The organism is Cupriavidus sp. D39, from assembly GCF_026627925.1.
GTDB classification, from domain to species: Bacteria; Pseudomonadota; Gammaproteobacteria; order Burkholderiales; family Burkholderiaceae; genus Cupriavidus; species Cupriavidus ulmosensis.
Map to the genome: position 1 here is coordinate 101,913 of NZ_JAPNLE010000009.1, position 16,079 is coordinate 117,991.

General features: G+C 65.7%; 11 protein-coding genes and 1 pseudogene. 3 read left to right on the forward strand and 9 right to left on the reverse strand.

Features of this window, described 5'->3' with window-relative positions:
* Window positions 1-126: 126 nt before the first annotated feature.
* Both OMK73_RS12030 and OMK73_RS12035 read left to right on the forward strand, forming a co-directional pair.
* A complete protein-coding gene (locus OMK73_RS12030; protein ID WP_267602268.1) occupies window positions 127-1,527 on the forward strand; it encodes an efflux transporter outer membrane subunit in 1,401 nt (466 codons plus the stop codon).
* Window positions 1,528-1,940: 413 nt separating this feature from the next.
* Entirely contained in the window at window positions 1,941-3,890 is a 1,950-nt protein-coding gene (locus OMK73_RS12035; protein ID WP_267602269.1) for a SurA N-terminal domain-containing protein, read from the forward strand.
* Window positions 3,891-4,510: 620 nt separating this feature from the next.
* Here the strand turns inward: OMK73_RS12035 and OMK73_RS12040 are convergent.
* The gene (locus tag OMK73_RS12040; RefSeq protein ID WP_267602270.1) at window positions 4,511-6,316 is read right to left on the reverse strand and encodes a tetratricopeptide repeat protein; all 1,806 of its coding nucleotides are present in this window, start codon (window positions 6,314-6,316) and stop codon (window positions 4,511-4,513) included.
* A gap of 586 nt (window positions 6,317-6,902) precedes the next feature.
* Complete coding sequence (locus OMK73_RS12045) at window positions 6,903-7,577, reverse strand: arylesterase (protein ID WP_420715520.1); 675 nt, start codon at window positions 7,575-7,577, stop codon at window positions 6,903-6,905.
* Here OMK73_RS12045 and OMK73_RS12050 point away from each other — a divergent pair.
* Window positions 7,576-8,274: an ABC transporter ATP-binding protein gene (locus OMK73_RS12050; RefSeq protein ID WP_267602271.1), complete on the forward strand. Its 699-nt coding sequence runs from the start codon at window positions 7,576-7,578 to the stop codon at window positions 8,272-8,274. The two genes, OMK73_RS12045 and OMK73_RS12050, sit on opposite strands and share 2 nt — an antisense overlap.
* A gap of 11 nt (window positions 8,275-8,285) precedes the next feature.
* Here OMK73_RS12050 and pgi read toward each other — a convergent pair whose 3' ends face one another.
* From pgi to OMK73_RS12085, 7 genes and pseudogenes are all read right to left on the reverse strand, one after another.
* Window positions 8,286-9,920, reverse strand: a complete 1,635-nt coding sequence (pgi, locus tag OMK73_RS12055; protein WP_267602272.1) for a glucose-6-phosphate isomerase — start codon at window positions 9,918-9,920, stop codon at window positions 8,286-8,288.
* Window positions 9,921-10,160: 240 nt separating this feature from the next.
* Window positions 10,161-10,838, reverse strand: coding sequence for a DMT family transporter (locus OMK73_RS12060; protein ID WP_267602273.1), 678 nt, complete (start codon window positions 10,836-10,838; stop codon window positions 10,161-10,163).
* Entirely contained in the window at window positions 10,835-11,122 is a 288-nt protein-coding gene (locus OMK73_RS12065) for a hypothetical protein (RefSeq protein WP_267602274.1), read from the reverse strand. Before OMK73_RS12065 ends, OMK73_RS12060 begins: the two co-directional genes overlap by 4 nt.
* A complete protein-coding gene (locus tag OMK73_RS12070; RefSeq protein WP_267602275.1) occupies window positions 11,119-12,744 on the reverse strand; it encodes an NAD(P)H-hydrate dehydratase in 1,626 nt (541 codons plus the stop codon). The genes OMK73_RS12065 and OMK73_RS12070 overlap by 4 nt, the downstream gene beginning before the upstream one ends.
* Before the next feature lie 2 nt (window positions 12,745-12,746).
* The gene (locus OMK73_RS12075; protein WP_267602276.1) at window positions 12,747-14,036 is read right to left on the reverse strand and encodes a D-amino acid dehydrogenase; all 1,290 of its coding nucleotides are present in this window, start codon (window positions 14,034-14,036) and stop codon (window positions 12,747-12,749) included.
* A 63-nt stretch (window positions 14,037-14,099) separates the two neighbouring features.
* Window positions 14,100-15,409: pseudogene (locus OMK73_RS12080) on the reverse strand (TRAP transporter large permease).
* Window positions 15,409-15,960 (reverse strand): TRAP transporter small permease subunit, encoded by a 552-nt coding sequence (locus OMK73_RS12085; RefSeq protein ID WP_267602277.1) that lies wholly within the window; start codon window positions 15,958-15,960, stop codon window positions 15,409-15,411. The pseudogene OMK73_RS12080 and the gene OMK73_RS12085 overlap by 1 nt, the downstream one beginning before the upstream one ends.
* Window positions 15,961-16,079 lie beyond the last annotated feature (119 nt).

Below are 16,079 nucleotides of genomic sequence, written 5' to 3' on the forward strand. Positions count from 1 at the left end.
GGTGCTTCTAAGGAGTCCATGGCATGGGTGCATTCGATCAGGACAGGTGGGGTTTCAAGCGATTCGTCGCGACTTCGATGGAAGAGGGTTTTCTCCGTCCTCCCGTCGTCAGCACTGGGAACACCCTTGACATCTCGTCTCTTCCATTGCCGCTTCCCGATTGTGCTGGCGACGGTGTTGTTTGCCGGCTGCTCACTGATCCCGCGGTACAAGCGGCCGGCGGCGCCGCTGGCCACCACGTACCCAACTGGCCAGATGGTGACTGCGGACAGCCTCGCCATCCCTTCCGTGGGCTGGGAAAAGGCCTTCGTCGAACCGGAACTGCGCCAGCTCATCGGCATCGCGCTGGAGAATAACCGCGATCTGCGCGCCGCCACCCTCAACGTTCGCCGTGCCCAGGCCCGGTTCCGCATCCAGCGGGCGGAGCAGTGGCCGACCGTGAACGTGGCTGTGACCCAGAGCAAGCAGAGCCCGGCGTTCACACAGAACATTGCCGCCTACGGCGTGGGCCTGACCAGCTACGAGGTTGACCTGTTCGGCCGCATCGACAGCCTGAAGCAGGCCGCGCTGGCGAACTACCTGGGGGCGGCCAGCTCGCGCCAGGCAGCGCAGATCAGCCTCGTCGCGACGGTGGCGCAAGGTTATCTGGCGCTTCTGGCCGACAACCAGGCCTTGGCCGTGGTACGGGAGATCCTGAAGGCACGGGAAGCGTCGCATGCGCTTGCCGAACTGAAGTTCACCGAAGGGGCGGCGACGGCGGTTGACGTACGGCAGTCCGAATGGCTCGTCGCGGACGCGCGCGGCGGCCTCGCGCAAGCGGAGCGCCGGCGGTCGCAGAACCTGAGCGCGCTGGTGCTCGTGCTGGGCGTACCGTCCTGGCCCGAGGACGTGCGGATCGACGGCATGCCCCTGCCGGAAGAAGACACGCTGCTGGGGCAGATTCCGTTTGGCTTGCCGTCAGACCTGTTGACGCGGCGCCCTGACATCGACGCCGCGGAGAAGCAGCTCATCGCCGCCAATGCCAACATCGGCGCGGCCCGCGCGGCGTTCTTCCCCCGCATCAGCCTGACCGGTTCGTTCGGGCGGGCCAGTCCCGATCTGTCGGACCTCTTCGACCACGCCACGCGCGCCTGGTCCTTTGCTCCGCAGCTCACGCTGCCGATCTTCGACTTCGGTGCCAACCGCGCGAACCTCGATGTGGCGAAGATCGACCGGGAACTGGCGGTCGCGCAGTACGAGAAGACGATCCAATCGGCGTTCAAGGAAGTCTCCGACGCGCTCGGGGACAAAGAGACCTGGGCACGCGAGCTGGATGCGGCGCGCGCCCGGCTCAAGGCGTCCGCTGAGGCGCACGCGCTGGTTGCGCTGCGCTATCGGGAGGGCGGTGCGAACTACCTTGAGGTGCTGGATGCCCAGCGCACGCTGCTCGACGCCCAGCAAGCGGTCGTCCATGCACACCTTGCTTCGCTGCAGAGCACGGTCTCTCTCTACAAGTCCCTCGGTGGTGGCTGGAGCGCTGAACGGTAGTGGCCTGCGAGCGTGCCGGCCATGGGCGCAAGCCGGATTGCGGGCATGCTGGGGAAGAGGAATCGCCGTCATTCCGCCCTTGGCGCATGGGGCGAGGCCGCGCCTGGGGTAGAAACCCGACTCCACGCGCCGCGACAATGTGCGATATTCGCCACTTGCACGGGGTGAGGATTGGCGCGGTCCGCAGACCTCTCGCAAACTAGCCAGACCTCGGACAAGTACGGCACCGGTCAGGTCCGTGCTGATAGCCGCATGGGCAAGATAGGCGATTCTCCTGCCGTCCCGGACCACCCGCCCCGCAAGGGCAGAAATGGCTCGCCAATTGCGCCGCAGGGTAGCAAATCGCGTGAGGCCTGCCGCTCCTGATAGAATCCCGTAGTTTGGCGTTCGTACAACCCTTTTCCTGAGTCAGCATGCTTGATTTCGTACGCAACAACCGGCGCTTGATGCTTTTGCTGCTGCTGGTGCTTGTCTTCCCGTCGTTCGTGTTCTTCGGCGTGGAGAGCTACTCGCGTTTCATGGACAGCTCGCACGACCTTGCCAAGGTCGACGGCCGCGCTATCACGGCGCAAGAAGTGGATAACGTGGTGCGTGACCAGAGCGAGCGCATGCGCCAGATGCTTGGCACGAACTACGACCCGCGCCAGTTCGAAGGCGCGCAGGCACGCCAGCAGGTGCTCGACCAGCTGATCATGCAGCGCGTGGTGGCGGATGAGGTGGCCAAGAAGCACCTGACCGTTTCCAACGAACGCCTGCTCGAGACGATCAGCAGCATTCCCGCCATCGCCCAGTTGCCGAAGAAGAAAGACGGCACGATCGACGACAAGGCCTACATCGACCTGCTGGCCCAGCAAGGCATGACGCCCGAGCAGTTCGACGCGCGCATGCGCTTCGACCTGGCTACCCAGCAGCTCGGTACCTCGGTTGGCGCTACCGCCTTCGTGCCCAAGGCCCTGCTGGACCGGCTGATCGCCATTCGCGACCAGCTGCGCGACGTGCAGGCGCTGCAGGTCAAGCCGGCCGATTTCGCCGCCAAGGTCACTCCGGATGACGCTGCGCTGAAGGCGTACTACGAAGGCCACAAGACACAGTTCTCGGTGCCCGAGCAAGCCAAGGTCGAGTACTTGGTGCTCTCCGCCGACGCGCTGGCCGCCTCGACGCCGGTCACGCCCGAAGAGCTCAAGTCCTACTACGATAGCAACATCGCGCGCTTTCGCACCGACGAGCAGCGCCGCGCCAGCCACATCCTGATCGGCTCGCCCAAGGAAGCCCCGGCAGCCGAGCGCCAGGCCGCCAAGGAAAAGGCCACCAAGCTGCTCGAGGACCTGCGCAAGCATCCCGAGACGTTTGCCGACGTGGCCCGCAAGCAGTCGCAGGACCCGGGCTCGGCGGAGAAGGGCGGCGACCTCGGCTTCATGGGCCGTGGCGCGCTGGTCAAGCCGTTCGAAGACGCGATGTACGCGCTCAAGGATGGTCAGATCAGCGACGTGGTCGAGACCGACTACGGTTATCACATCATCAAGCTCACCGGCATCAAGCCGGCCGAGACCAAGCCGCTTGAGCAGGTCCGTACCGAGCTGGAAGTGGAGCTGCGCAAGCAACTCGCCGCCAAGAAGTACACCGAACTGGCGGATGCTTTCGGCAATTCGGTCTACGAACAGTCCGACAGCCTCAAGCCGGCCGCCGACAAGTTCAAGCTGACGATCCAGGGCGCCGACAACGTGACCCGCCAGCCGAACCCGGCCCTGGGCGCGCAAAACCCGCTCAACAACGAGAAGCTGCTCAAGGCCCTGTTCAGCGACGAGTCCGTCAAGAACAAGCGCAACACCGAGGCCGTGCAGGTTGGCCCCACCACGCTGGTGGCGGCGCGCATCGTCGACTACCGCCCGGCCACCGTGCGCAAGTTCGAGGACGTGCAGGCCAAGGTGCGTGAAGGCTATATCGCGCAGCAGGCAGCCGAGCTCGCCGCCAAGGCAGGTGCGGAGCGTCTCGAAGCGCTGAAGAAGAGCGGCGGCGCCGAAGGCTTCGGCGCCGTGGTGACGGTCTCGCGCGCCAAGGCCGATGGCCTGCCGCCGAAGGCAGTCGAAGCCGTGATGCGTGCCGACACCGCCAAGCTGCCCGCCTATGTTGGCGTGGATCTGGGCGCCGACGGCTACGCGATCTATCGCATCGGCAAGGTCAGCCAGCCTGCGCAGGCAGACGCCGCGCAACGCCAGGGCGAGGCACAGCAACTCGGCCAGATGGTTGGCCAGAGCCAGCTGGAAGCCTTCTACGAAAGCCTGAAGGACCGTGCCAAGGTGAAGCTGCTCAAGCCCGCCACCACCACGGAAGCCGGCGCTGCCAGCGGCGCTGGCGCGCAGTAAAGCCGCTGCTCGCAGCCACAAAGAAAAAGGCGCCTTCGGCTAGCCGTTAACAAAATCTGTTGAAACGCAAAACGGGTCCGGTCTTTCAGATGGGGCCCGTTTTTTTGCCTGTAAGCAAGCGGTTCCGCGCTGGAGAAAGCCACCCCTTCCTCTCATGAGGTGCCAGGCCGCAACGTGGCGTTCGCTGCGCACGCGTTTTGCGGCTTGCGCAGTTGTCTTCGTATGAGGTCTGAGCGTCGCTGAACGACCCAAAGGAGCCGGTCAAACAGCATTCTCGATCGGCGGCTGTAGAGCAAATATGAGCCGTTCGATCCCTAGGCGCGCGAATGAGCCCATGCATAAGGCAATCGAGAGCAGGACCTCGACATGATGATTGTCGCCAGCAAAACTGCAATGGCCGCCCCTTTAGCCTCGCTCCGACTCATACCAGTCCGGCCGCTTTCAACGCATTTAAAGGCCGCTCTAGGTAAGGCTAGGTCAATTCTGGCTACAGTCGGATGCGCTCATGGCTCCAGCCATTCCCCCCGACGCGACAGCGTTAGGGGAGACGCTGATTCAGCGACTGCAGCCGGAGTCATGCGCAGCCACTTGCCCTGGCGCCCATCACAGAGCGTCGTCCTTCAGATCTGGTTGAACCCGACGCGGGATAGCAGTTCAGAGAATCTGGGGTCGAAGCGAGCGCTGTCGAAGGTAGGTTCTGTCCTGAGCTCAATGAAGTCAGGACTGTGCTCATCGTAGGCTTTTTCCAGCCAGCCGAGGGTCTGCTCTTTGTCCCCGAGCGAACCAAACACTTTCGCCATGTTGTAGGGGTGGACGTAGTGCTTTTCGGATTCCGTCTCCAGCGCATCCACGATCTGCTGCATGGCCGCTCTCATGTCGGCGGCAGCGTAGGTCTGGGCCAGCCCCGTCAGCGCCTCTGTGCTCCTCCCGGAAAGCGTTACAGCCTTCTGCATCTCCTCGATTGCGTCATGGAACAACTTCTGTTGCTGGTAAACCAATCCCAGCCTGAGGTGAAGCAGAAAGTGGTTTGGATCGATTTCCAGGGCTTTACGGAGTTCTTCCCGTGCCTGGTCGTATCGCCGAGCAAGGTACAAGATGATGGCAACAGATGAATTCAGCACTGAATTCAACGGATCCATCTGTTGGGACTGCCTGACCCTGGCAATGGCTTCTTCGGCTCTGCCTGCCATCATGAGATATTCCGCGTACCAATAATAGGCGATCGCGTGTCCCGGATTCAGTTCAATGGCGCGCAGAAAATCCTGTTCCAGATCGACCCAATCCCAATCGTGCAAACGCACATGGGCCAGTGACGCATAAGCCTCACCCAAATCAGGTTCAATCTGCAGCGCTTTCCTGGCTGCCATTTTTGCTTTATGAAACGTTTCGCGCGCAGGGCTCACGCCGCGACATGCAAGCATCGTGTAAGCATCGGCCACTCCATCATAGGCGGCCGCAAAGTTCGGCTGGTGTCCAATAGCGAGCTGAAAATACTCAATGCTCTTTCGCATTCCTTCTTCGGTGCGCTTGGACCAGAAGTGACGCCCCTTGAGATACGCTTCGTGCGCCTGCGCATCAATGGCAGGAGTACGGTCTAAACGCCCTTGCTCGTGCGGCGTGAGCTTGATCTCAATTTCGCGGGCAATTGCCTTGGCCACCTCGATCTGGAGTGCCAGGATGTCATGTCGGTTCCCCTCATAGGTCTCGGCCCAAAGGTGCGTTTCGTCGCTGACTCGGATGAGCTGCGCCGCAACCCGTACCTGATCTCCGGCACGCCGGACGCTTCCCTCCAGCACGTGGGAAACCCCGAGGTCTTGGCCGATCTGATGAATGGTCTTGGTCGTGGATTTGTAGCGCATCGCAGAAGTCCGGGCGATTACACCCAGGCGCTCCGGGCTGAGCCGGGCAAGTTGGGTGATCATATCCTCAGTTAAGCCCTCACTGAAGTAATCATATTTGCCGCCGCCACCGAGACTTTCGAACGGAAGCACGACCAGTATCACTCGCCCCTCCGATAGCCATGAATTATTTGGGAGCGGTAATGCTTCCGGTTCACTCGGTTCGCTTTCCACCAGCGCCCTGCCGTTAGGTTGCAAACGCCCCGCTCCATCCTCAGTGAGCGGCGGCCTTCCCGGGACAGCGGTGACCGGTCGGTGCCGGTTCCGATACAGCGCATCAGCCACAATGATTGCGATGCCAACAAAGACAATCACCGGCCGGGCATCGAACGCCAAGCGCGACAAATGCTCCACCCTCTCTGGCGCCGCAATATAGCGGATTAGTCGAGCGATGAATTCCTGCGGCGCGAAGCCGGTGATTGCCAAGAGGACGCCCCCAATGAACCATTCGCTAACCCGCGCTCGCAACATCGCCCACAGGTGCCTCGGTATTCGCTGTGGGGTTCGTCCGTCTTTTTCATCTTCCATGGCGTCCCCGCATAGAGTCGTGTCGACCAGGCGTTACGGTCCCTGACGCGGCACAGGAAGTTGGGAGGTGGGCTAAGGCGTACACGTCGTCGCCATCTTCGCGCGGCATTCTCTATGCCTACACAAACAGCGCTCATTGTTTCTGTGGCGAGAGGTAGCGCAGCGCTGCGGTCCGCTAGTAGCCTTCAAGTGACTCGAACGATTCGTGCGCGCGGGAGGATCAAGAGGATTGCAATTCGTACCACACCAACATAGCTACATTAATAACTATCTGCTTTCCTCAGACGAAAATCTACGCACCACCGCGCAGACCACCCAGCCGCTCCAGTGGATTCGCCCCCTCGGAGGGGGCGTCGCGGAGAAAGGAATCTCTTTCGTATGTAAGCGAGACAAGAAAGTTGGTCGCCTCCCCGCAGGGGAGGTGAAACTGCCTTTGACTTTGACGTTAAGCAGTTGAATTTACAGTGAAACAGCACGGATGGTGAACAAGTAGGCATCGCAGATCCGGCTTTGTCAGCAGTCTGAGGCGCCTTCGGGCGGCTTCTTCTTTGTCCGCGTCACACTCGGCGCGGCACGTCGCGCGCGCTCAGCGCGCGGCTGTGCTGGCCGCCGCTGGCACCTTCAGCAAGGGCTTGAGCTGCGGCCAGACGGTATCGAGCAGCGTGCCCTGCGCCTGCGCCGTGGGATGGATGCGGTCCGCCTGGAACCACTCGGGCTTGGCGACCACCTGCTCCAGCAGGAAGGGCACCAGCGGGACCTTGTACTCGCCAGCCAGCTTGGGGTAGAGCGAGAAGAATCGCTCGGTGTAGTCAGGCCCGTAATTGGGCGGGATCCGCATGCCCACCAGCAGCACGCCGGCCTTGGCTTGCTGCGCGCTGGTGACGATGCTGCGCAGGTTGGCCTCGGTGGTCTGCAGGGGCAGGCCGCGCAAGGCATCGTTGGCGCCAAGTTCCACGATGACCAGCGCCGGATGGTGCCGCGTCAGCAGGTCGGGCAGGCGCGTCTTGCCGCCCACCGTGGTCTCGCCGCTGATGCTGGCATTCACGACGTTATAATCGAAACGCTCCGCCCGCAGCCGGGCCTCCATCAGCTTGACCCAGCCAGCATCGCGGGCCAGGCCATACTCCGCGGACAGGCTGTCGCCCAGCACCAGGATCACGGGCGTTGCCGCACGCGCCATCGAGGCCGCAGCCGGCAACAGCGTAGTCACGCACACCGCCAGCGCCAGTTTTCGCCAACCGCACCAGAACTTCTTGCTCATGTCTTCATCCATTCTTGCAGTCGAGTCATTAGGAAAGACCGTAGCCGACACGACAGGTTCGCTGACGATTTTGCACGATGTGTCGTTTTCCGTCTCGCCGGGCGAAACGCTGGCCATTGTCGGCGCATCCGGCTCGGGCAAGTCAACCCTGCTGGGCTTGCTGGCAGGCCTGGACCTGCCCACCACGGGCACCGTCAAGCTCAACGGGCAGGACCTGTTCCAGCTCGACGAAGACCAGCGGGCAGCCCAGCGCGGGCGCCATGTGGGCTTTGTGTTCCAGTCGTTCCAGCTGGTCGGGCACCTGAGCGCCCTGGAAAACGTCATGCTGCCGCTGGAGCTGCGCGGAGAAACCGCCGGCGTGCGCGAGCGCGCCGCCGACATGCTGGCCCGCGTGGGGCTGAGCGGGCGCCTTTCCCACTATCCGCGCACGCTCTCCGGTGGCGAGCAGCAGCGCGTGGCGCTGGCGCGGGCGTTTGTGGCCCGCCCCGATATCCTCTTTGCCGACGAGCCCACCGGCAGCCTGGATACGGCCACCGGCGAGGCCGTGATTGCGCTGATGTTCGAGCTGAACCGCGATGCCGGTTCCACCCTGGTGCTGGTCACGCACGATCGCTCCGTGGCGGCGCGCTGCGGGCGCATCCTGACCATCGACGCCGGCCGCGTTGCCAGCGACGAGTGGATGACCGCGCCGGTTTAGGACAGTTTCCGTCAGGCGCTGCCGAGCACCGCGCGCGCGCGCGCAATCAGGCTGCTGGTCGAGGCATCGTGCTGCCCGGCCGCCGCGTTGGCCGCATCGGTCAGCTCGCCCTCGATCGGCTTGGCCAGGATCTTGCCGAGTTCCACGCCCCATTGGTCGAACGAGTTGATGTTCCAGACCACGCCCTGCACGAAAGTGCGGTGCTCGTAAAGCGCGATCAGTGCGCCGAGCGTGTGCGGCGTGATGTCTTGCATCAACAGCGTGTTGCTCGGCCGGTTGCCCTCGAACACCATGTGGGCGATACGGGTCTCGTCGGTCAGGCCGGTGGCGCGCAGCTCCTCGGCCGTGCGCCCGAGCATCAGTGCCTCGGCCTGGGCAAAGCAATTGGCGAGCAGCTTGGCGTGATGGCCGGGCAGCAGGCGCGGCGGGCGCAGCGGCGCCACGAAATCCACCGGCACGATCTGCGAGCCCTGGTGGATCAGCTGGAAATAGGCGTGCTGGCCGTTGGTGCCGGCGGAGCCCCAGACCACCGGCGCGGTATGGGCGCGCACGTGGCGGCCGTCCAGCTGCACCGATTTGCCGTTGCTCTCCATTTCCAGTTGCTGCAGGAAGGCGGGGAACAATTCGAGCGAGGTGGAGTACGGCGCCATGCAACTGGTCGGCATGCCGAAGAAGTTGCGGTACCAGATGCCGAGCATGCCCAGCACCACCGGCATGTTCTGCGCCAGCGGCGCGCTGCTGAAATGCTCGTCCATGGCGCGGCCACCGATCAGCAGGTCCTCAAACGCATCGAAGCCTACCGCCAGCGCGATCGACAGCCCGACCGAGGACCACAGCGAGAAACGCCCGCCGATCCAGTCCCAGAATTCGAACATGTGCGCCGGGTCGATGCCGAAGGCGCGCACCGCCTCCACATTGGTCGACACCGCGGCAAAATGGCTGGCCAGCTGGTCCTGGGCCACGCCTTTGTCGAGGAACCACTGGCGCGCGCTGCAGGCGTTGGCCATGGTCTCGAGCGTGGTGAAGGTCTTGGAGCAGACGATCACCAGGGTCTGCTCGGGGTCGAGCCGGTCCAGGCATTCGGCCAGTTCGGTGCCGTCCACGTTGGAGACGAAATGCATGCGCGGGCCGTTGCCGGCCAGGTGCGAGAGCGCGCGGCACACCATGCGCGGGCCCAGGTCCGAGCCGCCGATGCCGATGTTGATGACGTCGGTGATGCGCTTGCCGGTGGCGCCGGTCCAGTCACCGCTGCGCACGCGCTCCGAGAACACGCGCATGCGGTCCAGCACGGCGTGGATGGCGGGCATGACGGGCTTGCCGTCCACCTTGAACGTCGCGCCGGCGCCGGCGCGCAGCGCGATGTGCAGGACCGCGCGGTCCTCGGTGGCGTTGATGTGGTCACCGGCAAACATGGCATCGCGGCGCTTCGGCACACCGGCTTCATCCGCCAGTTGCATCAGTAACGCCATGGTCTGCGGCGTGATGCGGTTCTTGGAGTAATCGAGGTACAGGCCTGCGGCTTCCAGCGAGAACTGCTCGACGCGTTGTTCTGCGGAGCCGGCGGCAAACCACTCGCGCATTGGCGTTTCGCGAATGGCGTCATGGTGTTGCAAAAGAGAGTGCCAGGCGTGGAGGTCTGTGGGCATGCGTGCGGGATTCTCTAAGGAAAGCAAGGTCAGCGAGGGCAGTCGGGACTGACCGTTTCAAGCTGAAATCGGGCATTTCCGGACCGGCGGTCGCGGGCAATTCGAGTATAACGCGCCCGCACGCCCAGCTTCAGGATTTGGCGGCAATACATGGCATTCATGCCAATAAAGGCAACAATAACAGGGTGCCTTCGCGCCAGGTATCGGCGGTGTTCTGACACCTGGAACATGGCACCACGATCAGCCCGCCCGCCCAAGCCGGCGCGCGACCGCCCGCAGCGCCGACTCGCCCCCCGCCACGCACAGGCCACCCACGCAGATCACCGCCACGCCGAGCGCGGTGATCCAGTCCGGCAGCTGGCCGAACGCCAGGTAGCCGATGGTCGTCGCCGAGAGGATCTGCAGGTAGAGGAAGGGGCTGAGAAATGACGCGTCGGCGTATTGGAACGCGCGGATCACAAAATAGTGGCCAATCGAGCCGGTGATGCCGGTGCTCAGCAGGAGCACGGCTTGCAGGGGCGTGGGTGCCGCTTCGAACCAGAAGAAGGGCACCAGCAGGGTGGTCAGGGCCGCGCCGGTCACACCGCTCTGGATCAAGGTGGTCATGGGTGCGTCATGCGCGGCAATGCGCCGCGTCAGCATCTGCATCAGCGCGAACACCAGTGCCGACAACAAGCCCAGCGCAATGCCGGCCCCGCTCAGCTCCCCGCCAGGGCGCACCACGATCAGCATGCCGACGAAGCCGATGGCCACGCCGCTCCAGCGGCTGACGCGCGCATGTGCGCTCGGGCGCTCGCCCAGCAGCCAGGGCGACAACGCCACCACGAACAGCGGCGCGCAGAAATTCAGCGCCGTGGCCTCGGCCAGCGGCATCAGCTTGAGCACGCTGAAGAACACCAGCGTCGAGACCAGCATCATCCCCCGCGCATCCACTGCAGGCCCGGTTTCACGGGGCGCCATTGCTGGCGGAAGCGCGCCGGCCCCAGCAGCAGGAAAATGGCGACCACATGGCCCACATAACGTACCCAGGCCACGCCCACCACCGGCAGGCCCTGCTGGGTCAGCGTCTTGCTGCTGGCGTCCAGCAGGCTGAGGATCCATTGGCCGAGCACCAGCAGGGCAACGCCGGTGAGCAGCTGGCGCCGTGCCGGCGAGGCGCTGGCCGCCTGCAGGCGGGTGCTGCCATCGGTGGCCTTGTTCATGCTCGCTGCGCCCGCAGCAGGGCATTGAACAGGTCGCGCACCGGCAGGTAGAGCTCGCTTGCGGTCAGGCCCGCGGGGCCGGTGCCCTGCGCCACCAGGTGGTCGGCGGCGCGCCCGTGCAGCCAGACCGCGGCCTGCGCGGCCTGCAGCGCCGGCATGCCCTGGGCCAATAGCGCGCCGATCATGCCGGCCAGCACGTCGCCGGTGCCGGCGGTGGCTAGCCCGGCGTTGCCGGTGGGATTGATCGACAGTGACACGCTGGCGCCAGCATCCGGCGGCGACGCGATCACCGTGCCCGAGCCCTTGAGCACGACCACGGCCTGCCATTGGGCCGCGAGCGAGCGCGCCGCCGCCAGGCGGTCGCGCTGGATCTCGGCCACGCTGATGCCGGACAGGCGCGCGGCTTCGAGTGGATGCGGCGTCATCACGCGCACCGGCGGCCCGCCGGCGAGCATGGCGGCAAGCGCGGGATCCGCGGCTAGCAGGTTCAGCGCATCGGCATCGAGCACCAGCGCGGGCGGCTCGGTGGCGCCCGCGCTGGCATGCAGCAACTGCGCCAGCTGCTTGCGCGCCGCGGTGCCCGTGCCCATGCCCGGGCCGATCACCAGCGCGGACATGGCGGTCAGCTCGATATCCGCGATCGGGTGCAGCATCAGCTCCGGATGCACGAGGTCGAGCAGCGGCGCGGGCTGCGCCAGGAAGGCGATGTGCACGCGCCCGGCGCCCAGGTGCTGCGCGGCACGCGCGCCAAGCAGCGGCGCGCCGGTCATGCCGATGCCGCCGCCGACCACGGCCAGCGAGCCGAACGTGCCCTTGTTGGTGGCATGGCGCCGCGCGGGCAGCGCCGCGGCAAATGACGCTGGCACGTTCACCGTGGTGCAGGCTGGCTGGGCCGGCGGGTAGAACAGCCCGAGCGGGGCGATATCGACCTCGCCCGCGCAATCGCGCCCGTCGAGCGTCAGCAGGCCCGGCTTGGCGCCGATGAAGGTGAGGGTGCGCAAGGCGCGCACCGCCGGCGCGCCGGCGCCGGTGTCGGCGAACAGCCCGCTCGGGATGTCGAGCGCGAACACCGGCAGCCGGGATTCGGCCAGGTGCGCGATCCACTGCGCGGTGAAGCCATCGGCGGCGCGGTTCAGGCCAATGCCGAACAAGCCGTCGACCAGCGCGCAAGTCTGCGGCGGAAACGGCGGCAGGCCGCCATGGCAGGCGGACTCCGGCACGGCCTGCAGCGCCACGCCGGCCGAGCGCGCCTCCTGCCACGCACGCCCGGCGTCGGCGGGCAGGCGATCGGGCTCGGCCGTCAGCCACACCTGGACCTGGCGCCCGGCCTGGTGCAGGTGGGTGGCGGCCACCAGCGCGTCGCCGCCGTTGTTGCCCGGGCCGGCCAGTAGCAGCAGCGGGCCCGCCGGCGCGTGGTGCGCCAGCCAGGCCGCGGCGGCGGTGCCGGCTCGGGACATCAGCTCGAAGGCGGGCAGGCTGGCCATGGCGGCCGCCTCGATACGGCGGATGGCCGCCACGTCGTACAGCGGGATCGCGCTGGCGCTTGCCGCGTCGAGGGGCAGCCAGGCATCGGCGGGCAGCGGGGCGGCCAGCGCGGGAGAGTTCGGGGCAGAGCTTTGCATGGTCAGCGTGGGCCTAGGCCGTAGCGGTCGGGGGTCAGGCCGTCCAGTTCGATGCCGGGGCGATTGCCTGCGATCAGGTCCGCGGCAATGCGCCCGGAGCCGCATGCCATCGCCCAGCCTGTGGAGCCGTGGCCCAGGTTGAGGTACAGCCCGGGCACGGCGGTGGCGCCGATCAGCGGCGGGCCATCGGGCAGCATCGGGCGGGCGCCGGCCCACAGCGTGGCCGCGCCATAGTGGCCCGCAACCGGAAACCAGTCGCGCGCCACCTTGAGCAAGGTGTTGACGGCCGCGGGGCGCAGGTCGAGCTTGCGCGAGCCGACCTCGGCGGTGCCGGCGATCCGCAGGCGGTTGCCCATGCGCGTGATGGCGACCTTGTACGACTCGTCCATCAGCGCGGCCAGCGGCGCCTGCAGCTCATCGCTGACCTGCACCGTGGCGGAATAGCCTTTGACCGGATAGAGCGGGATGCGCAGGCCCAGCGGGCGCAGCAACGCGGCGCTGGCCACGCCTGCGCTGACCAGCACGCGATCGGCGGTGAGCGCCTCGCGCGCGCTGCCTGCATCGCCGGCAGCGGTGCCACGCAGGTCAAGCGAGAGCTTGCCGCCCGGCAACGGCCGCAGCGCGCCGGCGTCGCTGTCCATGACAAAGCGCACGCCCGCGGCCTCGGCCAGCACGCGCAGCCGGCGCACGAACATCGGGCAGTTGCCCGATTCGTCCTCGGGCAGGTGCAGGCCGCCGGCCAGCGGCGTATCGGTGGCGAGGCCAGGCTCGATGCGCCGGCAGTCGTCGGCGTCGACCAGCCGGTGCGGCACCTTGTGTTCGCGCAGCAGGGCCAGCGCTGGTTCGGCAAGGTCCCGGTCGCGCCGGGTGCGAAACAGCTGCAGATAGCCTTGCGATTGCTCGTAGTCGATCTCAAGCTGGCTGCGAAGCGCATGCAGGCATTCGCGGCTGTAGAAGGCCAGGCGCTGCATGCGCAGCTTGTTGATGCGGTACCGCTCCAGCGTGCATTCGCCCAGCCAGCGCACGATCCAGCGCCACATGGCCGGATCGGCGCTGGGCCGGAACAGGACGGGCGAGGTGCTGGCGAAGAGGTTGCGCAGCACCTTGCCTGGCATGCCGGGCGCGGCCCACGGGGTGACATAGCCGGGCGCGATCACGCCGGCATTGCCGAAACTGGATTCCTGCGCCGGCGCGGCGCGCCGCTCGACCACGGTCACCTCGAAGCCGGCCTCGCGCAGGTACCAGGCGGAACAGACGCCGATCACGCCGGCGCCGATGACGATCACATGCATGGCACTCCGTAGAGGGCCGGGCCGGCCCTCGCTGTCTCGCTATGCCACCGGCGATGCCGATGGCTACTTCAACTCTTTCTGCATGACCACGTCGGGCAGCCAGGTGACGATTTCCGGCCACACGGTGACGATGCCGATGGCCACTACCATCATCATGAAGAACGGCAGCGATACCCGCGCTATGTAATTACTGTCCTTGCCTGTCATGCTCTGCAGCACAAACAGGTTGAACCCCACCGGCGGCGTCACCTCGGCGATCTCCACCAGCAGCACGATGAATATCCCGAACCATACCAGATCGAAGCCCGCGGCCTGCACCATCGGCAGCACCGTGGCGGTGGTCAGCGCGATCATGGAAATGCCATCGAGCGCGGTGCCCAGCAGGATATAGATCACGGTCAGCACGGCAATGAGCGCCCAGGGCGACAGGTGCATCGAGGCGACCCATTCGGCCAGCGCGCGCGGAATGCCCGTAAAGCTCATGGTGACCGACAGGAACGAGGTCGCGCCCAGCACGAACATGATCATCGCGGTCAGCCGGGTGGCCGACATCAGACTTTCCCAGAACGCCTTGCGCGTGAGCGAGCCGCCCACCCAGGCCAGCGCCAGCGATGCCACCACGCCGTAGGCGGCCGCTTCCGTGGCCGTGGAGTAGCCCGTGATCATGATCCACGTGATAAAGGCGATCAGCACGATGCACGGCATCAGCTGGCGGATCGAGGCGAGCCGCGAGCGCCAGTTGAAGACTTCCGCCTTCGGTGTCTTGTCCGGGTTCGACAGCGCCCACACCACGATGTAGCCGGAGAACAGCAGCATCAGCAGCAGGCCGGGCAGGAAGCCGGCCAGGAACACGCGGATGATCGACACATCGGCCGAGACCGCGTAGACCACCATGGTGATCGATGGGGGATCAGGATGCCGAGCGTGCCGGCGCACGACAGCGAGCCCAGCGTCACGCGCTCATCGTAGCCGCGCCGGGTCAGCTCGGGCAGCGCGGACTTGGCGATGGTGGCGCAGGTGGCCGCGGACGAGCCCGACACCGAGCCGAAGATGCCGCAGCCCAGGATGTTGACGTGCATCAGGCGCCCGGGGAGCCAGTTCAGCCACGGCGACAGCCCGTTGAACATCTGCTCGGACAGCTTGGTGCGAAAGAGTATCTCGCCCATCCACACAAAGAGCGGCAGCGAGGCCAGCGTGTACGAGGCGCTGGACGACCACCACGCATTGGCCAGGTTGACCAGCGCATCGCGCTCGGCAAACACCACCAGCCCCACCCACGAGGTGACGGCAATGGCCACAGGAATCCACGCGCCGATGACCAGGAAGCCGATCATCACCACCAGCAGGATCAGGGAAATCAGGACGGTGCTCATCAGACGGTCTCCCCGAAGTCGCCGGCGGCCAGCTTGGCTTCCTGCGCCAGCTGGTAGCGCGGCTTTTGCTTGCGCGCCACGCGCACCAGCTCATCGAGCACCGCCAGCATGAAGCCGGCGCAGCCCAGCACCGCGAAGCTCTGCGGAATCCACAGCGGCACCACGATCTGGCCCTGCGACACATCGCCGATCTCCCAGCTCTGCCAGGCGAAGCTGAACAAGGCCCAGGTCGCATAGGCGGCGAATACCGTGCAGATGGCCAGCGAGACCAGCTCCAGCCACCAGCGCGGGCGCGGGCCCACGGCTTCCAGCAGCATCTCCACGCGGACGATGCCGCCGTGCTGGAAGGTCTGGCCGAGTACGAGGAAGGCGGAGGCGGCGCACAGCCACGCAACGATGTCGTCGCCGCCCTTGAAGATAAACGTGGTCTCGCGCGAGAACGACATCAGGATCATGATGAGGCAGACCCCGAGGATACAGAGCGCGCCGAGCACGGCGAACAGGTCAAGCAGCCGGTCCAGCCAGCGCTTGTTGACGCAAGGAGCTTCCATGGCGAATGGGGAGGGTTGATGCGGTGAAAAAGAGGGCGCGGGAGGCTGCGGCGGCAAGGCCACGGCGGGCAACGCCGCCGTGGCCGGCTACGGATCGCTTGTTTCTCGCTAAGGCACTA